This is a genomic window from Cystobacter fuscus (genome assembly GCF_002305875.1).
Lineage (GTDB): Bacteria > Myxococcota > Myxococcia > Myxococcales > Myxococcaceae > Cystobacter > Cystobacter fuscus_A.
The window spans coordinates 6,888,977-6,905,850 of sequence record NZ_CP022098.1 but is presented as its reverse complement, the minus strand read 5'-3'; the positions used below and the strand labels follow the sequence as shown (position 1 = coordinate 6,905,850).

Genomic DNA, 16,874 nt, shown 5'->3' with positions numbered 1-16,874 from the left:
GTGCGCGAATCGGGCGCACGCCGTGCCCTCCCCGCGGGGACGCTCACACCCCAGGAGGGAGCGTCTTGTTGTGGCTGCCCAGCAACTGGAGCTCCCACGCGAAGTTGGTTCCCACCGCGCCCATGTGCTCGAGCATGATCTGCGCGACCTTCGGGACGCTCTCCTCGCGCGCCCAATCCCGCTGGAGCTCGCCCATGAAGGCCCCCGAGGTGAGGGGCACCGCGCCCGCCTGCACCATCCGCTGGATGGCCACGGTGTGGGCCTCGACGCTCACGCCGCCCGAGGCGTCCGTCACGATGTAGACCTCGTAGCCGTCACCCAGGGCGTGGATGACGGGGAACGCCAGGCAGATCTCCGTCCAGAGCGCCGCCATCACGATCTTCTTGCGGCCGGTCTTCTTCACCCACTCGACGACGCGCGGATCCTCCCAGGTGTTGATGGTGGTGCGGTTGATGGGCTTCTGCTCGGGGAAGACGTCCTGCAACTGCTTGATCAGATAGCCTCCGCGCTCCTCGATCACGGTGGTCAGCAGGGTGGGGACGTTGAAGGCCTTGGCGGACTTCGCCAGCGCGACCACGTTGTTGATCATCAACGCGGGATCGATGTTCTGCACGCCACTGATCTGGAACGGCTGGTGATCGATGAGGATCAGCACGCAGTTGTCCGGCGTCAGCAGCGCGTTGAGTCCGACCTTGTTGTTGGGTGAAGCGCCCATGTTCGTGCTCCCGTGTCTCGAGGTGGTTGGGGAAAGACGGGCGCCACCGTATCGAGGGAGGGGAGGCGCGGGATTGACCCGTTTCGGCGTCGTTTGACGGAAATCGGCGTCACCCGCACGAGCCTGGCTACCACCTCCGTGCGCGCCGCCAGGCACCGGGAGAGGTGCCCACCACGCGTTGGAAGACGCGCGTGAAGTGACTCTGCTCGGAGAAGCCCGTGGCGAGCGAGATCTCCGCGAGCGACAGGCGGCCGTCGAGCAGCAGCTCCCGCGCCCGGGTAATTCGCGCCTGGGTCTGCCAGCGGAAGGGCGTCATGCCGGTGGAGACCTTGAAGGCCCGGCCGAACTGGGATTGGGACAGGCCCGTGAGCTGGGCCAGCTCCCGAAGCCTCACGTCGTCCGACAGATGGGCCTGGAGATAGTCTTTCGCCTTCCGGAGCTGCCAGGGGGCGAGTCCCCCCTGCTTGCGCTCGTTGGGGGGCCGCCTGCCCATTCGCAGCAGATCGATGAACAAGGCGGTCGTCAGGCTGTCGCCGTAGAGCTGGCTGAGCGAGTCGGGTGTCTCGCATTGGGCCGCCAGGAGTTCTCCGATCCGCCAGATGCGGTCATCTCGGAACGTCAGCAGGGGCGTCTCGAACTTCCGCCGGTCGAGCTCCTCGCCCAGCACCGATTCGAGGGGGGCGAAGTCGAAGTCGAGCCGGGCTTCGCGTACGCGGCGGCTGTCTTCCGCATGTCCCCAGAGCGTCATGCCCTTGGGGATGAGGCTGATGGGGCGGAGGGTCTGGTGATGGGCCGGATTGGGCAGGTCGAGCGTCTGACGTGTCTCGACGTGCCCCCCGACTGTTTCCAGGATGATCGACAGGCTGCCCTGCTCGGACGTGAGATCGATCCACGCCCGGCCCGGCAGCACCTCGATGTCCAGCGCGTACACCGTGACGCCGTTCCAGGTCCGGCTCTTGCTCCTGACGGTCTTGATGCCATGCGCCGAACGGATCTTCGGCGCGTCGGGGGGCGTCCCCGCACGGGAGGGTTCCAACAACATGGTGGCTGACGATACACGACAACCTGCGCCGGGCGGACTCGGCCTCCTGGCCCCTGCTCGTCCACACGTCCGTCACCAGCACGTCCGCGCCCTGGACGGCCTCGGTGGGGTCCGCCGTGACGTGCACGCGTCCCCCGGCCTCGACTTCTTCATTGAATAACCGTGGAGGGGCGGCTGTCTGGGCGCGTCCAAATGCGCCAATCCTTCCGATTCGAGAGTGTGTCGCTCGCGCTATGTGCGTGGGCTTTTGCTGTGGGTCTCATCAGTTGCTCCGGAGGCAACAACGAGTCCGTCCAGACGCCGTGCGAGGGCGTCGCCTGTGGTCCCGGACGCTGCGAGGTCTCCGATGACCGGCCCGTCTGTGCCTGCGATCCAGGCCACCACGCCGAGGGCCTGACGTGCCTGCGCGACGGCACGCCCCCGTTCGATCCGTGCGCGCCCAACCCGTGCATGCACGCGGGCCGGGGCCAGTGCTCCAACGTGCAGGGCCGGGCCGTCTGCGCGTGCGATCCGGGCAAGGTGGAGGACGGAAGCGGGCAGTGTGTCTCGCTCGACGCCTGCGAGCCCAATCCCTGCACCGCACCGCACAAGACGAATTGCTCCGTGGTGGAGGGGCAGCCGGTCTGCGCGTGCGTGAGCGGCTACGTGCCCCAGGGCGAGGCGTGTGTGCTGTCGGTTCCGGATGACCACGGCAACACGCCCGCCGAGTCCTCGCCCGTCATCATCGACGCGCCGCCCACCGGGGGCGCGTTCGAATCGACGGAGGACGTGGACGTCTTCTCGTTCCAGGCCCAGGCGGGCCACATCTACGCCTTCACGTGCAACCCCGGCGGCGGCGCGACGGACTGCCGGGTGAGCCTGTCGGACGCGGCCGGTCAGGTGCTGGCGGTCGACAACAACGGCGGCACGGGCTTCATCGTCTACGAGTACCCCACGGCCGGGACGTACTTCTTCCGGGTGTCTTCCGGCCAGGTGGGCACCTACACGTACCGGCTGGAGGATCTCGGCTTCGACGACCACGGCGACACGCCGTCCGAGGCCACCCCGGTGACGCCCTCGAGCACGTCCGTTGGCGCGATCCTCCACGCGACCACGGACGTGGACGTGTTCTCGTTCGAGGCCGCCGCGGGCCATATCTACGAGCTCGCGTGCAATACGTCGGCGTTCGACTGTGACCTGGTGCTGCTGAACGCACTCGGCACGGTGGTGGCCTCGGACACCACCCACACCACGTACGCGCGGGTCCGCGTGGAGTTGAACACGCCTGGCACCTACTTCTTCCGGATCCAGCCGGGAGGCTCGACGGTGGGTGCCTACACGTACCGGCTGCAGGACCTGGGCGTGGATGACCATGGGGACACGCTGGCCACCGCCACGCCCATCACCCCGGGCACGAGCGGGGTGCCGGCGCAGTTCGAGGTGTCCAGGGACGAGGACTGGTTCTCGTTCACCGCCACGGCGGGTCGCCTCTACGACTTCACCTGCTCGACCGCGTCCATCGACTGCGACGTGTACCTGCTGGATGCCACTGGGAACGTGGTGGCGGCGGACACCACGTCCACGACCGTCACCCGGGTGCGCAGGAAGTTCACCACGGGCGGGACGTTCTACTACCGGGTCGTGGCCAGCTCGGGCTGGAACGTCTCGTACACGAGCTACACGTACCGGCTGCAGGATCTGGGCGTGGATGACCATGGGGACACGCTGGCCACGGCCACGCCCATCACCCCGAGCGCGAGCTGGGTGCCGGCACAGTTCGAGGTGTCCAGGGACGAGGATTGGTTCTCGTTCACCGCCACGGCGGGCCGCCTCTACGAATTCAGCTGCTCGACCGCGTCCATCGACTGCGACCTGTACCTGCTGGACTCCGAGGGGAAGGTGATTGTGGCGAACACCACGTCCACGTCCACGACGCGGGTGCGCTGGAGGCCCACCACGGGCGGGACGTTCTACTACCGGGTCGTGGCCGCCAGCGGCTGGAACGTCTCGTACACGAGCTATTCGTACCAGTTGCAGGATCTGGGGGAGTACACGGTCAAGGTGCAGTAGTCCCGCGGACAACGGAGGCCACGGGCCGCTCCGGTTTCAACACGGACGCGGCCACGTCGCCCAAACCCATGAATCCCACGAGGTTGGGCGGGATCGTGCGGTCTCCACCGTCCTCAGTGCGCGGTGAAGCCGCCATCAACCGGCAGGCCGACGCCGATCACGAAGCTCGCGCCCGGGCTGCACAGCCATAGCACGGCGGCCGCGACCTCCTCGGCTCGGCCGAGGCGGCCGATCGACTGCTCCTTCATGATCTCCTCCATCGCGTCCGACTGGCCCTTCAGCATGTGCTGCACCATCGGCGTGTCGATCGTGCCGGGGCAGACCGCATTGATACGGATGCCGCGCGGTGCGTACTCCACACCGGCGCTCTTGGTCATGCCGAGCACGGCGTGCTTGGTGCCGTGGTATGCCGCGCGCTGGGGCAGGCCGACCAGGCCGCCCAGCGACGAGCAGTTGACGATCGCGCCCGACCCTTGCGCGCGCATGACGCGCAGCTCGTGCTTCATGCATGCCCAGACGCCGAATTGGTTGACCGCCGTCACGCGCTGGAAGTTCTCGACCGGTTCGTCGGCGGCATCGCTCGGCGGCACCTGGATGCCGGCATTGTTGAACGCCATGTCGAGCCGGCCATATTCGGCGACCGCCCTGTCGACCGCGGCGGCGACTTGCGCCTCGTCGGTCACGTCGCAAGTCACGCCGATCGCGATGCCGCCTTCCTCGACGAGCTTCGCCGCTTGCTTCGCGGCAAGAGCTCCGTCGAGGTCGGCCAGCACCACGGCCGCGCCGCTCTGTGCGAAGGCACGGGCCGTGGCGAGCCCCATGCCCATCGCGGCGCCGGTGACCAGGGCCACCTGTCCCTTGAAGTCGTACGTGGGATTCATGTCGAGTCTCCGATCCTAACCACTGCGCGAATGGTCCATGTGTCGCCGTAGTCGCTGATGCTCTCCTGGCCACCACAACAGGAATATGCGCTTGCACTCGTTGCTGAACCAGTCGTCGCCCGGTTCATGGGCTGTGAAGCGGTGATTGACAGTGCCGGCCCCGTCGCACGCGCTGCGCACGTGCTTTCTGGGAGGGGGCTCCCCCAAGCAGGAGAGGAGGGAATCGCTTGCTTGGCCGGGGCCCGAGAGGGTGTCCCCGAGAGGGTGTCAAAGACTTCGCGTGGGGGGACTCGGCACGACACGCGGCGGAAAGGAGTAGAGCGCAAAGGGGGCCGAAAAGTCCCCGCGCATCCACTGAGCTGCCGCCTCGCGGAACGCCGCGACGAAGGCCCGATACTGCTCGCGCAACTGCCTCAGCGCCTGGCGCGTGGAGGCATGACCCAAGGGCCGCGGGCTGCGCTTGAGGTGCTCGGGCCGGGTATGCGGGTGCTGGGCCCTCACGGCTCGCGCCCCCAACACCGGCTTGTCCCGTGCGCGAGCCTCGGACTCCACCGCCTCGTCCAGCTGAACCACTGGAACAGTCGCCGAGCCGGGCCCAGCAGCTGCGGCAGGCACGTGAGGCCCGGCCACTCGGAGGTGCATGCCCAGTAGGCACGGTTCCTCTGGCGCTGGGTTCACCAGCTCCACCACGGCCCCCAGCGACCTTGTACCCGCAAGGGGGGGCGGCGGTAGCGCACCCGAGCGCACAGCGCGGTATCTGTGCCCATCCCCCTTGGTGCTGAGGTACCGTTGGCGCCATGTCCAATGGCTTCATCTGGTCCAGCGCTGACGAACCGCACGCCGCGCGGCGGCGCGAGATGCTTCGCACTCATCCCGAGATCAAGGAACTCTACGGCCCGTGCTCGCGCACGAAGTACGTCTGCACGCTGCTCGTCGGGCTGCAACTCTCGCTCGCCTTCCTGTTGCGTGACGCGCCCTGGTGGCTGATTGTTCTGGTCGCCTATGCGGTGGGCGGAGTGATCAACCAGGCGCTACTCCTGGCCATTCACGAGCTCTCTCACAATCTCGCGTTTCGCAAGCCCTGGCACAATCGTGTGTTCGGTGTCTTCATCAATCTGCCCGTGGGTGTGCCGGTCTCAGAAACGTTTCGCTACTACCACCTGCGCCATCACATCCATCAGGGTGACGAGCGGCTCGACACGGATCTCCCGACGGAGTTCGAGGCGCGCTTGCTGCGCAATCGCGCAAGCAAACTGCTCTGGCTCTCTTGCCAAGGCTTTGCCTACGCGCTCCGCCCGCTGTTCGTGGATCCAAAGAAGCCGGGGGCTTCCGAGATCGCGAACCTGCTCGTGCAGGTCGCGTTCAACGTGGCCGTGTTCCATTTTTGGGGCGGCAAAGCGCTTGCCTATCTGCCGATCAGCTCACTGATCGTCATGGGGCTACATCCGATTGCCGGACACTACATCTCGGAGCACTACGTCTTCCGCGAAGGGCAGGAGACCTACTCGTACTACGGGCCGCTCAACGTGCTCGCGTTCAATGTCGGCTACCACAACGAGCACCACGACTTCCCCTACGTTCCTGGCTCGCGCCTGCCGAAGCTACGAGCGATGGCGCCGGAATTCTACGACGGTCTCCTGTCGCACCAATCGTGGACGGCGACGCTTTGGAACTTCGTCATGAGCCCCAGCCTGGGCGGTTACAGCCGCATCAAGCGGCGCGTGGAGCGGCGGCGAGACTAGCGCCCAGACTCCTGGCTGGCGTGGTTCGAGCGCGTGCGCAAGCTGCCCTGGCGCAACAGCGAAGCGGTCTGGTCAACTCACCTTCCAACGTGGAGGCTTCATGAACAAGCAGATCATCTTCAACCTGCCGGTCAGGGACCTGGACAAATCCAAGGCCTTCTTTTCCGCTCTCGGATTCAGCTTCAATCCGCACTTTTCCAACGAGAGCTCGGCGTTCATGGTCATCGTGGACGGCAGTATCAATGCCATGCTGATGACCGAAGCCTTTTTCAAGAGCTTCATCAACAAGCCCGTCGTGCAGGCGAAGGAGGCCAACGAGGTCATCATCTGCCTGAGCTGTGAGAGCCGGGAGGAAGTCGACAGACTGATCGCCAAGGCCACCGCCGCCGGCGCTCGCATCCCGCATCCGCCGGAGGACCACGGCTTCATGTATGACCAGGGCTTCGAAGACCTCGACGGCCACCTCTGGAACTTGGTCTGGACGGCGCCGCAGGCTTGACCAGGCCGGCTGACGGTAGCGTGTGTCTATGAATGCGATTGAGACGCTCCCGGGGGGGAGAGGCCGCCGGGAGCCGCCGGACTCAGCCGAGGATGAGCCAGAGAGGGTGTCAAAGAATTCGTGTGGGGGGACGCGGCACGACACGCGGCGGGAAGGAGTAGAGCGCAAAGGGGGCCGAAAAGTCCCCGCGCATCCACTGAGCTGCCGCCTCGCGGAACGCCGCGACGAAGGCCCGATACTGCTCGCGCAACTGCCTCAGCGCCTGGCGCGTGGAGGCATGACCCAGGGGCCGTGGGTTGCGCTTGAGGTGCTCGGGCCGGGTATGCGGGTGCTGGGCTCTCACGGCTGGAGGTGGAACTCTTCGGCTCCGAGGGCGACCCGCTCCCGCTGAGCGCCCCCGGTGACCTCGACCAGCGGCAACCGGGCGAGGTGTGCCTGCTTCGCGCCGAGTGCGGAGGCCCGTTCCTCGTGCGCGTCCGCACCAGCGGCGAGGTGGCGGTGCCGTACTCCGTCGAGCTGTTCGCGCCCGTGTTCGTCCGCCAAGCCATCCTTCATCGCTCCGCAGGCCACACCTGACGCGCGAAGCGCTCCTTCCTGTCATGGTCGCTGACGCCGTCCTTTCCGGCTGCGGCCTGGTGCTAGAACACCGACCGATTTAAAAACCACATCATCCCACCTGCTGCTGGGACAACTCTAGATGGCGTTGCCATGTCTCCAAATTCTGGATGCTGGCCGCACGTCGTAGATCAAAGACGTTCTTACGCACGCCCCGATAGCGCGCACGACGCCCCTGTCGTCGCGCTATATGGGCTTGTCGATGTTCCACCCCTACTCGCTTCCTGAGTCGCTCTCGCCCAGCAGGTGTCTTCATTAATTTGCGCAACTTGTGCTGGAGCGCTTCATCTTCACTGATTGCCACAGTCCGTCCTTGTCCTATCTGGGCTTGTGTACATTTCTCGCGCAATGGACAAGTCTCACAGTCCTTTGTCGCGAATTCGACTGTCTTTCCCAGTTCGAAGCGCATTGTCTTCCCCTCCGGACACGTGATGGTCCGGCTTCGCATATCTATTTTGAAGTCTGACTTCGCGAACAACTCCCCATTGCGTGCCTTCCACGGCTTGCTCAGCACTTCCCCTCCCTCCTCGAGCACGCTGTCCACGATACTGCTGTTGATATACCCCCGGTCTATGTGTAACTCGTCAATCTTCACTCCTTGCTTCTCCATGTCCTTCTCAAGCGCCGGTGTTGCCTCCGCTTCAGGTCGGTTGGCGGGCGTCACAGCACATGCCAGGATGAGTTCTTCGTCCAGCGCCGTGGCCACATGCTGCTTGAATCCGTTGAAGCGCTTGCTTTTGCTCTTGCGTCCATGACGCATCTCCCCATCTTCTACCGACACTCGTCTCTCTTCCGCCACTTGCTGGCGAACGCGGACACCTCCTCCTTCTGGGTCCGGCTCCAGGTCCTGCTTGCGAATCTGCTCGAGAGTCTGAACGTGTTCCCTCAAAGGCTCCTCTTCCATCTCCTCTGCCAGATTCTTTCTTAGCCAGGACAGCATGCTTTCCACTTGCTCGAGCAGGGCTTGCAGCGCTTTCTTTTTCTGCCCCGCTTCGCTCCAGTCCACATCCAATCCCTTCTTGATACTTTTTTCCAACAACAAGGGAATACCCGCCTCTCGGCAGGCCTGCTGCTTGGAACATCCCAGCAGCTTCGCCACGCACATCATCACCTTGCGCGCTGCGTGTCCTACCAGGTTGATGGTGTCCTCTACCCGGCCAGCTCCCTCCAGTGGCTTTGAGTCAATCGCCACTCGCAACAGCGTCTTGAGCTTTCGCTCACCGAACTCTTTCTGTTCCCGCGCCACCTCGACTGTCTTCTCCAGGAGGCGCCGGTCCATTTGGTTTCTCATCAGCCGCTGACGAAACTCATACAACGAGCCCTGGGAGAACGCCGGCTCGCTGTGACCCAACCAGCCCAACACCATCTGCACTCTCAAGTCGAAGACCGTCAGTTCCACCAGGGTGGCATCCGACACTCCCATGTATCCCTGTAAGAGTATTGCCATTGCCATCAGCCCGGGTGCTATAGCCACTTTCCCTGCTCCTGTCTGGCGGTACATGGAGGCCAGTTCCGCCTGAAAAGCCTCATCCATCAGCTTGTGCCGATTCAGACGCAGAAAAGCGAACAGCTTGCCGTTACGGCTCATCCGTTCGACAATCTGTTGCTCTTGCTCGTTCAACTCCCGCGGAGGAGTCCATCGAGCTATCTCTCCGGTCACCTTCGGCGGACTGACGGCTAAGGTCATGTGCCGACCTGATCAAATTCAGCCCCTGTTGTCCATCCCCTCACGTAAATCCCTGATTTTACTAAAAAATCAAATCGGTCGGTGTTCTAGGGTGCCGCCATGCCCGACGAGGCGACCGCCTTGACCGCCCCCGATCTTCCCGCCCTCTACCGGCGTTACCTCGACTGCCTCAACCGGCGGGAGCTGGCAGGTCTGGGCGAGTTCGTCGACGACGACGTGCGCCACAACGACCGGCCGCTCGGCCTGGCCGGGCGTGGCGAAGGAGAATCCACAAGGCAGAAGGTTCCACGCCGCCGCGACAGAGTCGTGGGGCCAACTTCAACCTTACACGGGATACTAGGGATGCCGCGAATCTACAAACCGGGCTCGTTCTTGAGAACCCCCCTTGACGACGGTTCTTTCGGTTACGGCAGGGTGCTCAAACTGCCGCATGATGCTTATTATGATTACAGGACCGATACTCCAGATTCAGATCTGGATCGGATTGCCTCGAAGCCCATCCTTTTCAAGATCATGGTCCGACATATGGAGGAGAGGGCGTGGGAACTCATTGGGTGGAGAGAACTGGAGGAGCAGTTTTCCCAACCGATCGTCCAGTTCATGCAGGACATTGGGAACTTCCGCGACTGCACGATCTTCGACACCGTCGGCAATTCGAGGCGCGCGGAGCCCCAGGAGTGTGTCGGACTTGAGCGCTCGGCTGTCTGGGAAGAGGTGGGAGTCGAGCAACGCCTGCTCGACACCTTCATGGGGCGGCCCAACGATGACGTGGAGCGCTTGAGGGTGCGCCTGAAATAGGCACGCGCATAGGAGCGGACGCGGCTCAAAGCAGCGGGTTGTTCTTCATGGACGCGGCGGGAATCGAACCTGCCGCTTGGCACTCTCCCCAGAGCGGGCTTGGCGGAGTTACGACGGCCAGGGCGTCGCCCGGGACTGGCGCCGCGCCGCCTCCTTCTGTGGAGCGGCGCTGGCTCTTTCCTACAACACCTCGATGGCTCGCGGGTGTCAGGGGCAGGAGACAGCCGACGGGAAGAGCCAGATGCCGGTGTTTGCATTCCCGTAGTCATAGAAGGTCGCCAGGTCGGCCTTGCCATCGCCCGTGAAGTCACCCGCGACAGGCTTGCTGCCGGCCCAGCTCCAATTGCCTGCACCACTCAGCCAGGGGCGGGTGGGGGAGGCGAAGCCCGTCCCGGCCGACGGGAAGAGCCAGAGGCCGGTGTTCGCATTCCCATAGTCATAGAGGGCGGCCAGGTCGGCCTTGCCGTCGCCCGTGAAGTCACCCGCGACGGGCTTGCTGCTGGCCCAGCTCCAATTGCCCGCGCCACTCAGCCAGGGGCGAGTGGGGGAGGCGAAGCCCGTCCCGGTCGACGGGAAGAGCCAGAGGCCAGTGTTCGCATTCCCATAGTCATAGAAGGCGGCCAGGTCGGCCTTGCCGTCGCCCGTGAAGTCACCCGCGACGGGTTCGCTGCTGGCCCAGCCCCAATTGCCCGCGCCACTCAGCCAGGGGCGGGTGGGGGAGGCGAAGCCCGTCCCGGTCGACGGGAAGAGCCAGAGGCCGGTGTTCGCATTCCCATAGTCATAGAGGGCGGCCAGGTCGGCCTTGCCGTCGCCCGTGAAGTCACCCGCGACGGGCTTGCTGCTGGCCCAGCTCCAATTGCCTGCACCACTCAGCCAGACGCGGGTGGGGGAGGCGAAGCCCGTCCCGGTCGACGGGAAGAGCCAGAGGCCGGTGTTCGCATTCCCATAGTCATAGAAGGCGGCCAGGTCGGCCTTGCCGTCGCCCGTGAAGTCGCCCGCGACGATCTTGCTGCTGGCCCAGCTCCAATTGCCCGCGCCACTCAGCCAGGGGCGGGTGGGGGAGGCGAAGCCCGTCCCGGTCGACGGGAAGAGCCAGAGGCCGGTGTTCGCATTCCCATAGTCATAGAAGGCGGCCAGGTCGGCCTTGCCGTCGCCCGTGAAGTCACCCGCGACGATCTTGCTGCTGGCCCAGCTCCAATTGCCTGCGCCACTCAGCCAGACGCGGGTGGGCGAAAGCGCGATGTCACCTCTGCCGCCGTAGAGCGAGGCCGCACCGCATTGATCCTTTGCCGTCAAGACGAGATCGCTCCGGTTGCTCCCGTTGCACTGTGGGTAGTGCATGACCGAGGCCGAGTCGTAGGTCGTCAGGGGGCGCCACCCGTTGTTCTCGAAGCAGGCCCCCGCTTCTGGACGCGTATGCTCGTGCCGGAAACCGAGCGTATGCCCCAGTTCATGTCTCAAGATGCCGGTCAGGGTATAGGGCGCAATAGTGCCGAATGAACTCGCGTCGATGAGCACATTGCGATTCGCCCGAGCGTAACTCGGGAAGAACGCGCGGGCGAGATAGGGCTGCCCGCTGGTGGGGCTGACATCGAACACGACGTTGTCACTGCCCGCATTGCAATTCACATCGTGACTGCTCGCGTAGATGAACCGCACATTCGCCACCGATTGCCAGGCCGCGGAGGCGCTCGCCATGGCCTGGACGACGGCGTTGTAGTTGGCGCCAAACGCGGTGCTCACGCAGTAGGTGAGGTTCACTTTTTGCGTGTCGTTCCAGCGGTCGTCCGCTCCATTGACCTGATTGACGGTCAGCGCTCCGCCCTGCCGGTGAAGCATGAAGAATTCTTCGAGCTGTTTCTCGGATTCCAATGCCGTATCACCATCAACGATATACACCCCCGTCTCGAGCTCGCGGTACACGCCCGCCTTGAATTCCTCGAAGCTTCTGGCCGTGCTGCCTACCTCTTCGCCGCTTCCGACGTCCACGAACTCATTCGAGCACCCGGTGCCAATCACTCCTGCTGAGCCTGCGGCGAAGCAGGCAAGCGCGATGGCTTTCTGCGTACGCCTGAAGGACATCCAATCCAAAATATTGTTAGACACACCGGGCTTCATTGTCAGTTGGGTCTCCGCGTGAAGAGTCGTCGAATTCGCGAGCGCCATGCGACGGGCGCACGGCATTCGTCGCATCTATACTTCACGCGGAAATTCCTTTTGAACAGAGAGGGGCTATCGACGGGTTGAACGGTTGGTTGGTTCAGGGCCAACACTTCACATTCCTCGGGCCATGTGCCCGCTCCTTCCCACGAGGAGGTGTCAAACACCGACCGCCGCGTTCACTCCACCCGCGACGCGCTCCTCTCGCGAGATGCGGCTCGCGCCGTGCCGCCGGAAGAGCATCCATGTGGCTGGAGGACGCGGGCCCGCGCGCCGAGCCCGAGCCACTGGCCCACCTCGACCCGGTGGCGTGGCACCACATGACGGTGGACCCTGTCATGAGCCGGGCGAGCATCCACATCGAGGGCGCCTGAGTGCGGGGCAATGATGAAACTGTGTTACGCTGCCGGAGCGTACGCCGTGAAGGTCATCGACCCCCCCTGCCGGATGAGGTTTCCATGGGCGCCATCCAACCCATCGTGTTCTGCGCATTCCTCGGAGAGCCGTGGGACCCAGAGAATTGAAATCCGCCGAGGATGGGAGTACGGTGTGGGCCGCCTTCGCGCGACGGGCTCGCGTGGGGCAGTGCACATCCCAAGCAGAGGAGTCGTGGCGATGAACAGCAATGTCTCGCAGTCTTCCGAAGCCGTGCGGCCGTTTGCGCGCATGACCGCGTGCGAAGTCACTCTGTCCGAGCAGGACCAGCAGGACGGTAGCCTGTTCAAGACGGTCTATACCGATCCCGACCAGCCCGAGCCGGAGATCAGCGCCCTGGACTGAGCAGGATCCATCCCATCTCGAGCTCGTGCGCGCCCCGCTTCCCGCGGGGCGTGTGCTTTCTGGACCTGTCCATGCCGCGCAGCGTGCTGATTCTCGCCCCCACCACCGATCCCCACGCGGCCGCTCTCGACTGGGCGCTTCGTCTGCAAGGCGTCGTTCCCCTCTGGACGCCCTCGTTGCCGACGGGACCGGACACCGGCTATGGCTTTCACATCGATGCGGGAGGCGAGCACTTGTCGGGCAGGGTCGCGGGCGGCGACCGCTTCGGCGCGATCTGGAATCGGCGGCTCGAGGATCCCGCGCCGGAGTGTGCGGAGGCGGATCGGACCTTCGTGACCTGGGAATGGAAGCTGCTCCAGCGCAACCTCTTCGCCCTGGAAAGCGCTTACGGCGATGCGCTCTGGGTGAATCGCGCGGAGGCCGCGCGACGGGCCGAGAACAAGCTGGTGCAACTGCAGGTCTGCCGCCGGCTCGGCCTGGCCTTTCCCGAGACCCTGGTGACCAACGATGCGGAGCAGGTCAAGGCCCTGCGCGAGAAGTGGGGGCGGATCGTCTTCAAGTCCTTCCTGATGCATCAGTGGGAGCAGCGCGACAGCGGCAAGAAGTACGCGGTGGGCGTCACCCTCCTGGACGAGCGCAGCGACCTGCCCGCCGCCGCCATCGCCGTCTGTCCCGGCATCTACCAGCGCTACATCGAGAAGGCGTGTGATCTGCGCGTCACGGTGATGGGTGAGCGCTTCTTCGCGATGAGCCTGCGCAAGGCGGCGGGCGACGGCTACGTCGACTGGCGGCCGCACAGCAAGGACCCCTCGATGCGCGCCGAAGCGGTCTCGTTGCCGGCGGCGGTCGAGGACAAGCTGCGCGCGCTGATGCGCGAGCTGGGCCTGGTGTTCGGTTGCATCGATCTGGTGGTGGATCGGCAGGGGGACGTCTATTTCCTCGAGGTCAACCAGGCGGGCCAGTTCCTGTTCGTGGAGGAGATGGTGCCGGACTACCCTGTGCTGCGGGCGATGACGGCCATGCTTGCCAGCGGGCGGACGGACTACGACGTCTCCGTGCCCACCGCGGTGACGATGAAGGCTTTCATGGCCTCTGATGCCTATGCGGCCTTGACGGAGCGGGTTCGTGGGAAGACACCTGACCGGCGGCTGTTCTCCCTGGAGTAGCCGAGGAGAGTGCCGCTGGGGCCCGTCCGCCGCGACTTCATCCATGAGTGCGATGGAGACGCTCCCGGCGGGGAGAGGCCGCCGGGAGCCGCCGGGGCTCAGCCGAGGATGAGCCGCTCGATGAGGGCCTTCTGGAAGGGGGTCAGACGATTCGTAGGAAACGAGGTGCCCGAACGAGTCCTTTGAGTGATGCCTGGAGGCTGTCCATGGACCCATAGGGTGAAAGTCCCGAAGCGGGAGAAGGTCGAACCGCATAGCTTGGGTGGCACCGAGAGGGGAGAGCCCTGCGGTGAAGCCCACCGACAAAGCCCCGGAAAGCGGGGTGAGCGAGTGCGCGGGCCGCAACGAAGAGTGAACGCCCGGAAGAGGCCTCGTGACTCGTCAACTCCGGGTGCCGAGCTGGCTCAAAGACGGCGAAGGCAGCAGAAACTCCCCGAAGACGACCTTGGGGGGTCCACCCGGCGGGGTAGAGGGCGGCGGCACGTGAACAAGGCCATGGATGGAAACAGGGAAGGGCTCCTCGCCCCGCGGAGAAAGCCCGCGGAAGCAAGGTAGCCGCGCGAGCCGAGGAGGCGAAGTGCGGTGAAGGCGAGAGCCTGGCAGATGGGTCCGTAGTAGCGAGGAAGCGGGGTAATGCCCGTGGAGCCAAGGGGCCCTGCCGGAGGCATTCGGAACGAGAGGTGAGGCGGGAGTGGGATGACAAGACCCACCGGAAATCCGCAGGAGCCTCGAATGAAGATGGACCGCTGGGCGAAATCCGCCCCCGGCTGGCAGCGGTGGAGTAGGGGCGAATGGCTCCGAAAGTCGGCGGCCAGAAGGACGGAAGCATAACCCCGGCGGAGGACGCCTCCGCGGTGAGCCGGATGCGGGAAACCCGCCCGTCCGGTTCGAAGTGGCGGGGGCCGGAGACGGAGTGATGGTGAGCTCTAAACGGGCACGAAGCCGGAAACGGCGGAGACGGCCAAGAGCAGCCTGCACACCACCGCGCCGGCCCTCGACCCGATCACCTTCCTCGGGCGCTCCTCACTGATCGAGCGACGAGGGTGGCGGCTTCGCGCTGAACGAGGGCAGGTAGCACTTGCCCTGGTACTCGAAGAGTGTCTCCGGGCACGGGGCCTTGAGCTCGTGAGGCGCCCAGCAGGCGCCGACGAGCTCGACCTCGGTGTAGCGAGTGCAGGGCGGGCGCTTCTGTCCCTTCAAGGGCTCTTTCGGCAGAGGTCGGGCGAGCACGGTTTGCCCCGGGGGGGAGGTATCAGAGAGCCACGCATCGAAGTCCGGCGTCCCGGCTGCCGTGGGCACCCCGTGGCCCGTGGGTGCTGGCGGGGCAGGGGGTTGGGACATGGGGGGCCAGACGTACCCACGCGAAGAGCAGGGCGCACACCGTGGCGGCGCTCACCACGCCCCACTCCAGGCGCCACTGGCGGCGCGGCTCGTGGGTGCCGGCGACGGCGCGGGCCATGCGCCGCACTTCCTCGAGCACCCCCTCCAACGTGAGCAGCAACGACTCCGCCGACTGCCTGTCCAGGGCCCTGGCCCAGTCGGTGTGCTCCACTTCCATGGCGGAGTAGCCCCGCGAGGCCCAGGAGCCGAAGAGCACCCGCCAGTCCTTGCGCGGTGCCGCGACCTCCTCGGCGGAGTGCTTGCGCACCAGGGCCGTGGCCCCACTCGTCTCGTGCGTGGCCAGGTAGAGCTCCACCTGGCTGTCATGGGACTGCTGCACCTGCTCCCGAATCAGGTACGGCCCCAACCGCTCCGGTTCCTCCCCGCTCGCCTCGGGTTTCTTCTCCTCGACCATGCGTGCTCCTCCTCTTGGCTTCCCCTCATGCCCCAGGAAAGAGTGTTCGCATGGACCGCGCCCGACTTCCAGGAGGTACTCGGTTCGTCAGGTGGAGGCCTGCTCCCGGGGAATGTTCAAAGGACTCGTTCCGACACCTCGTCTCTTACAAATCGTCTGACACCCTTCCTGGGGTTCGGGTCTCTCGTTTCAAATCCTTTGACACCTCCGGCGAGACACCTCCGGCGGGGGTCTCTCGTTTCAAATCCTTTGACACCTCCGGCCGACACCTCCGGCCGAATGCAGCTCATTACGGATGGCGCACACCAGCTTGCGAGACAGCACACCGGAGAGATGTCCATCTGGGGAGGCGGATACCAATAGATTTTCGGATGGAGGAATTCAAATGAGTGTTCACTGGAGACCGCACGTCCTGAAAGCGTCAGGTTCCGTCAGTCCACATGAATTGGAGCGGATCGAGTCCGCATGGGGAGTCAAACTTCCCGATGACTACAAGCGGGTTGTATCCATGTATCAGGGCATGGCCCCCGAGCCCAATGGGTTCAGGGTTGGAAGAGGCGACATCTTCCCCTTCGCCAGAACCCCTGGTGGAGAGGACCTGTGTTTTGACTACCGAGGCTCGCCCGAACAGCCTCGTGTCGTCCTCGTCTCCGTCGAGGGCTCCGTCCACCCCGTCGCCAACAGCTTCCAGGAGTTCATGGACGGGTTGTACGACGACTGAAACTCTACTGAAAGCGGCGGGAATCGAACCCACAGACAAGGCGATAGGAAACCCCAAGCAGGACGCGCTGTTACCTGCTGTCGCCTTGAGCTCACGTCGGTTCGTTGTGCCGCCCTATCCCGTCTTTCCCCGTCATGTCCCGTTCTCATCCCCGCTGGAGGGGTAGAGTCGACGGGAGGCGCGGTGCCGCTCGGGCTCGTCGGCGCCTACTGCGAAGGTCCGCT

Annotated in this window: 18 protein-coding genes and 1 pseudogene; 9 read left to right on the top strand and 10 right to left on the bottom strand. The window is 64.8% G+C overall.

The window, feature by feature from the left end; all coding sequences use genetic code 11:
* Positions 1 to 43 precede the first annotated feature (43 nt).
* From CYFUS_RS28110 to CYFUS_RS54050, 3 genes and pseudogenes are all read right to left on the bottom strand, one after another.
* Positions 44 to 715, bottom strand: a complete 672-nt coding sequence (locus tag CYFUS_RS28110; protein WP_095988029.1) for a hydrolase — start codon at positions 713 to 715, stop codon at positions 44 to 46.
* A gap of 127 nt (positions 716 to 842) precedes the next feature.
* Positions 843 to 1,757 carry an AraC family transcriptional regulator gene (locus tag CYFUS_RS28105; protein ID WP_095988028.1) on the bottom strand — a complete coding sequence of 305 codons (915 nt, stop codon included), beginning with the start codon at positions 1,755 to 1,757 and terminating at the stop codon, positions 843 to 845.
* A 34-nt stretch (positions 1,758 to 1,791) separates the two neighbouring features.
* Positions 1,792 to 1,959 (bottom strand): annotated as a pseudogene (locus CYFUS_RS54050) (hypothetical protein); the annotation flags it as partial.
* A 50-nt stretch (positions 1,960 to 2,009) separates the two neighbouring features.
* Between CYFUS_RS54050 and CYFUS_RS28095 the strand changes: the two are divergent.
* The gene (locus CYFUS_RS28095) at positions 2,010 to 3,806 is read left to right on the top strand and encodes a PPC domain-containing protein (RefSeq protein ID WP_198316115.1); all 1,797 of its coding nucleotides are present in this window, start codon (positions 2,010 to 2,012) and stop codon (positions 3,804 to 3,806) included.
* Positions 3,807 to 3,919: 113 nt separating this feature from the next.
* Here the strand turns inward: CYFUS_RS28095 and CYFUS_RS28090 are convergent, their stop codons facing one another.
* Positions 3,920 to 4,687 carry an SDR family oxidoreductase gene (locus CYFUS_RS28090; protein WP_095988026.1) on the bottom strand — a complete coding sequence of 256 codons (768 nt, stop codon included), beginning with the start codon at positions 4,685 to 4,687 and terminating at the stop codon, positions 3,920 to 3,922.
* A 267-nt stretch (positions 4,688 to 4,954) separates the two neighbouring features.
* Positions 4,955 to 5,260: a hypothetical protein gene (locus CYFUS_RS28085; RefSeq protein ID WP_232536852.1), complete on the bottom strand. Its 306-nt coding sequence runs from the start codon at positions 5,258 to 5,260 to the stop codon at positions 4,955 to 4,957.
* Positions 5,261 to 5,484: 224 nt separating this feature from the next.
* Between CYFUS_RS28085 and CYFUS_RS28080 the strand changes: the two genes are divergently transcribed.
* The gene (locus CYFUS_RS28080; RefSeq protein WP_071901950.1) at positions 5,485 to 6,429 is read left to right on the top strand and encodes a fatty acid desaturase; all 945 of its coding nucleotides are present in this window, start codon (positions 5,485 to 5,487) and stop codon (positions 6,427 to 6,429) included.
* Positions 6,430 to 6,529: 100 nt separating this feature from the next.
* Positions 6,530 to 6,928, top strand: a complete 399-nt coding sequence (locus CYFUS_RS28075; RefSeq protein WP_095988025.1) for a VOC family protein — start codon at positions 6,530 to 6,532, stop codon at positions 6,926 to 6,928.
* 109 nt (positions 6,929 to 7,037) lie between these two features.
* On the opposite strand, the gene CYFUS_RS28070 is transcribed toward CYFUS_RS28075, so the two are convergent.
* Complete coding sequence (locus CYFUS_RS28070; RefSeq protein WP_232536851.1) at positions 7,038 to 7,271, bottom strand: hypothetical protein; 234 nt, start codon at positions 7,269 to 7,271, stop codon at positions 7,038 to 7,040.
* A gap of 8 nt (positions 7,272 to 7,279) precedes the next feature.
* Between CYFUS_RS28070 and CYFUS_RS51860 the strand changes: the two genes are divergently transcribed.
* Positions 7,280 to 7,504, top strand: coding sequence for a hypothetical protein (locus CYFUS_RS51860; RefSeq protein ID WP_198317008.1), 225 nt, complete (start codon positions 7,280 to 7,282; stop codon positions 7,502 to 7,504).
* Between the two features lie 91 nt (positions 7,505 to 7,595).
* Here CYFUS_RS51860 and CYFUS_RS28065 read toward each other — a convergent pair whose 3' ends face one another.
* Complete coding sequence (locus tag CYFUS_RS28065; protein WP_095987884.1) at positions 7,596 to 9,230, bottom strand: IS1182 family transposase; 1,635 nt, start codon at positions 9,228 to 9,230, stop codon at positions 7,596 to 7,598.
* A gap of 99 nt (positions 9,231 to 9,329) precedes the next feature.
* Here CYFUS_RS28065 and CYFUS_RS28055 point away from each other — a divergent pair, with 99 nt between their 5' ends.
* Positions 9,330 to 10,028, top strand: coding sequence for an Imm26 family immunity protein (locus tag CYFUS_RS28055; protein WP_232536850.1), 699 nt, complete (start codon positions 9,330 to 9,332; stop codon positions 10,026 to 10,028).
* Between the two features lie 207 nt (positions 10,029 to 10,235).
* On the opposite strand, the gene CYFUS_RS28050 is transcribed toward CYFUS_RS28055, so the two are convergent.
* The gene (locus CYFUS_RS28050; RefSeq protein ID WP_157758701.1) at positions 10,236 to 12,146 is read right to left on the bottom strand and encodes an FG-GAP-like repeat-containing protein; all 1,911 of its coding nucleotides are present in this window, start codon (positions 12,144 to 12,146) and stop codon (positions 10,236 to 10,238) included.
* A gap of 287 nt (positions 12,147 to 12,433) precedes the next feature.
* Here CYFUS_RS28050 and CYFUS_RS54045 point away from each other — a divergent pair, with 287 nt between their 5' ends.
* From CYFUS_RS54045 to CYFUS_RS28045, 3 genes are all read left to right on the top strand, one after another.
* Complete coding sequence (locus tag CYFUS_RS54045) at positions 12,434 to 12,562, top strand: hypothetical protein (protein ID WP_269770160.1); 129 nt, start codon at positions 12,434 to 12,436, stop codon at positions 12,560 to 12,562.
* 241 nt (positions 12,563 to 12,803) lie between these two features.
* Positions 12,804 to 12,968 carry a hypothetical protein gene (locus tag CYFUS_RS50980; protein ID WP_157758700.1) on the top strand — a complete coding sequence of 55 codons (165 nt, stop codon included), beginning with the start codon at positions 12,804 to 12,806 and terminating at the stop codon, positions 12,966 to 12,968.
* Between the two features lie 71 nt (positions 12,969 to 13,039).
* Entirely contained in the window at positions 13,040 to 14,134 is a 1,095-nt protein-coding gene (locus CYFUS_RS28045) for an ATP-grasp domain-containing protein (protein WP_157758699.1), read from the top strand.
* Positions 14,135 to 15,157: 1,023 nt separating this feature from the next.
* Here the strand turns inward: CYFUS_RS28045 and CYFUS_RS53060 are convergent.
* Both CYFUS_RS53060 and CYFUS_RS28040 read right to left on the bottom strand, forming a co-directional pair.
* On the bottom strand, positions 15,158 to 15,334 hold the full coding sequence (locus CYFUS_RS53060; RefSeq protein ID WP_232536849.1) for a hypothetical protein: 177 nt from the start codon (positions 15,332 to 15,334) through the stop codon (positions 15,158 to 15,160).
* A 52-nt stretch (positions 15,335 to 15,386) separates the two neighbouring features.
* Positions 15,387 to 15,929, bottom strand: coding sequence for a hypothetical protein (locus CYFUS_RS28040; protein ID WP_232536848.1), 543 nt, complete (start codon positions 15,927 to 15,929; stop codon positions 15,387 to 15,389).
* A gap of 508 nt (positions 15,930 to 16,437) precedes the next feature.
* Between CYFUS_RS28040 and CYFUS_RS50975 the strand changes: the two genes are divergently transcribed.
* Complete coding sequence (locus CYFUS_RS50975; RefSeq protein WP_157758698.1) at positions 16,438 to 16,650, top strand: SMI1/KNR4 family protein; 213 nt, start codon at positions 16,438 to 16,440, stop codon at positions 16,648 to 16,650.
* The last annotated feature ends 224 nt before the right edge of the window (positions 16,651 to 16,874 follow it).

Excerpts from the sequence above, each read along its gene's own strand:
- CYFUS_RS28040 (WP_232536848.1), bottom strand. The coding sequence starts at position 15,929 with ATGGTCGAGGAGAAGAAACCCGAGGCGAGCGGGGAGGAACCGGAGCGG.
- CYFUS_RS28065 (WP_095987884.1), bottom strand. The coding sequence starts at position 9,230 with ATGACCTTAGCCGTCAGTCCGCCGAAGGTGACCGGAGAGATAGCTCGA.
- CYFUS_RS28105 (WP_095988028.1), bottom strand. The coding sequence starts at position 1,757 with ATGTTGTTGGAACCCTCCCGTGCGGGGACGCCCCCCGACGCGCCGAAG.
- CYFUS_RS28045 (WP_157758699.1), top strand. The coding sequence starts at position 13,040 with ATGCCGCGCAGCGTGCTGATTCTCGCCCCCACCACCGATCCCCACGCG.
- CYFUS_RS28050 (WP_157758701.1), bottom strand. The coding sequence starts at position 12,146 with ATGAAGCCCGGTGTGTCTAACAATATTTTGGATTGGATGTCCTTCAGG.
- CYFUS_RS28055 (WP_232536850.1), top strand. The coding sequence starts at position 9,330 with ATGCCCGACGAGGCGACCGCCTTGACCGCCCCCGATCTTCCCGCCCTC.
- CYFUS_RS28110 (WP_095988029.1), bottom strand. The coding sequence starts at position 715 with ATGGGCGCTTCACCCAACAACAAGGTCGGACTCAACGCGCTGCTGACG.
- CYFUS_RS50980 (WP_157758700.1), top strand. The coding sequence starts at position 12,804 with ATGAACAGCAATGTCTCGCAGTCTTCCGAAGCCGTGCGGCCGTTTGCG.
- CYFUS_RS54045 (WP_269770160.1), top strand. The coding sequence starts at position 12,434 with ATGTGGCTGGAGGACGCGGGCCCGCGCGCCGAGCCCGAGCCACTGGCC.
- CYFUS_RS50975 (WP_157758698.1), top strand. The coding sequence starts at position 16,438 with ATGTATCAGGGCATGGCCCCCGAGCCCAATGGGTTCAGGGTTGGAAGA.
- CYFUS_RS28090 (WP_095988026.1), bottom strand. The coding sequence starts at position 4,687 with ATGAATCCCACGTACGACTTCAAGGGACAGGTGGCCCTGGTCACCGGC.
- CYFUS_RS28075 (WP_095988025.1), top strand. The coding sequence starts at position 6,530 with ATGAACAAGCAGATCATCTTCAACCTGCCGGTCAGGGACCTGGACAAA.
- CYFUS_RS28080 (WP_071901950.1), top strand. The coding sequence starts at position 5,485 with ATGTCCAATGGCTTCATCTGGTCCAGCGCTGACGAACCGCACGCCGCG.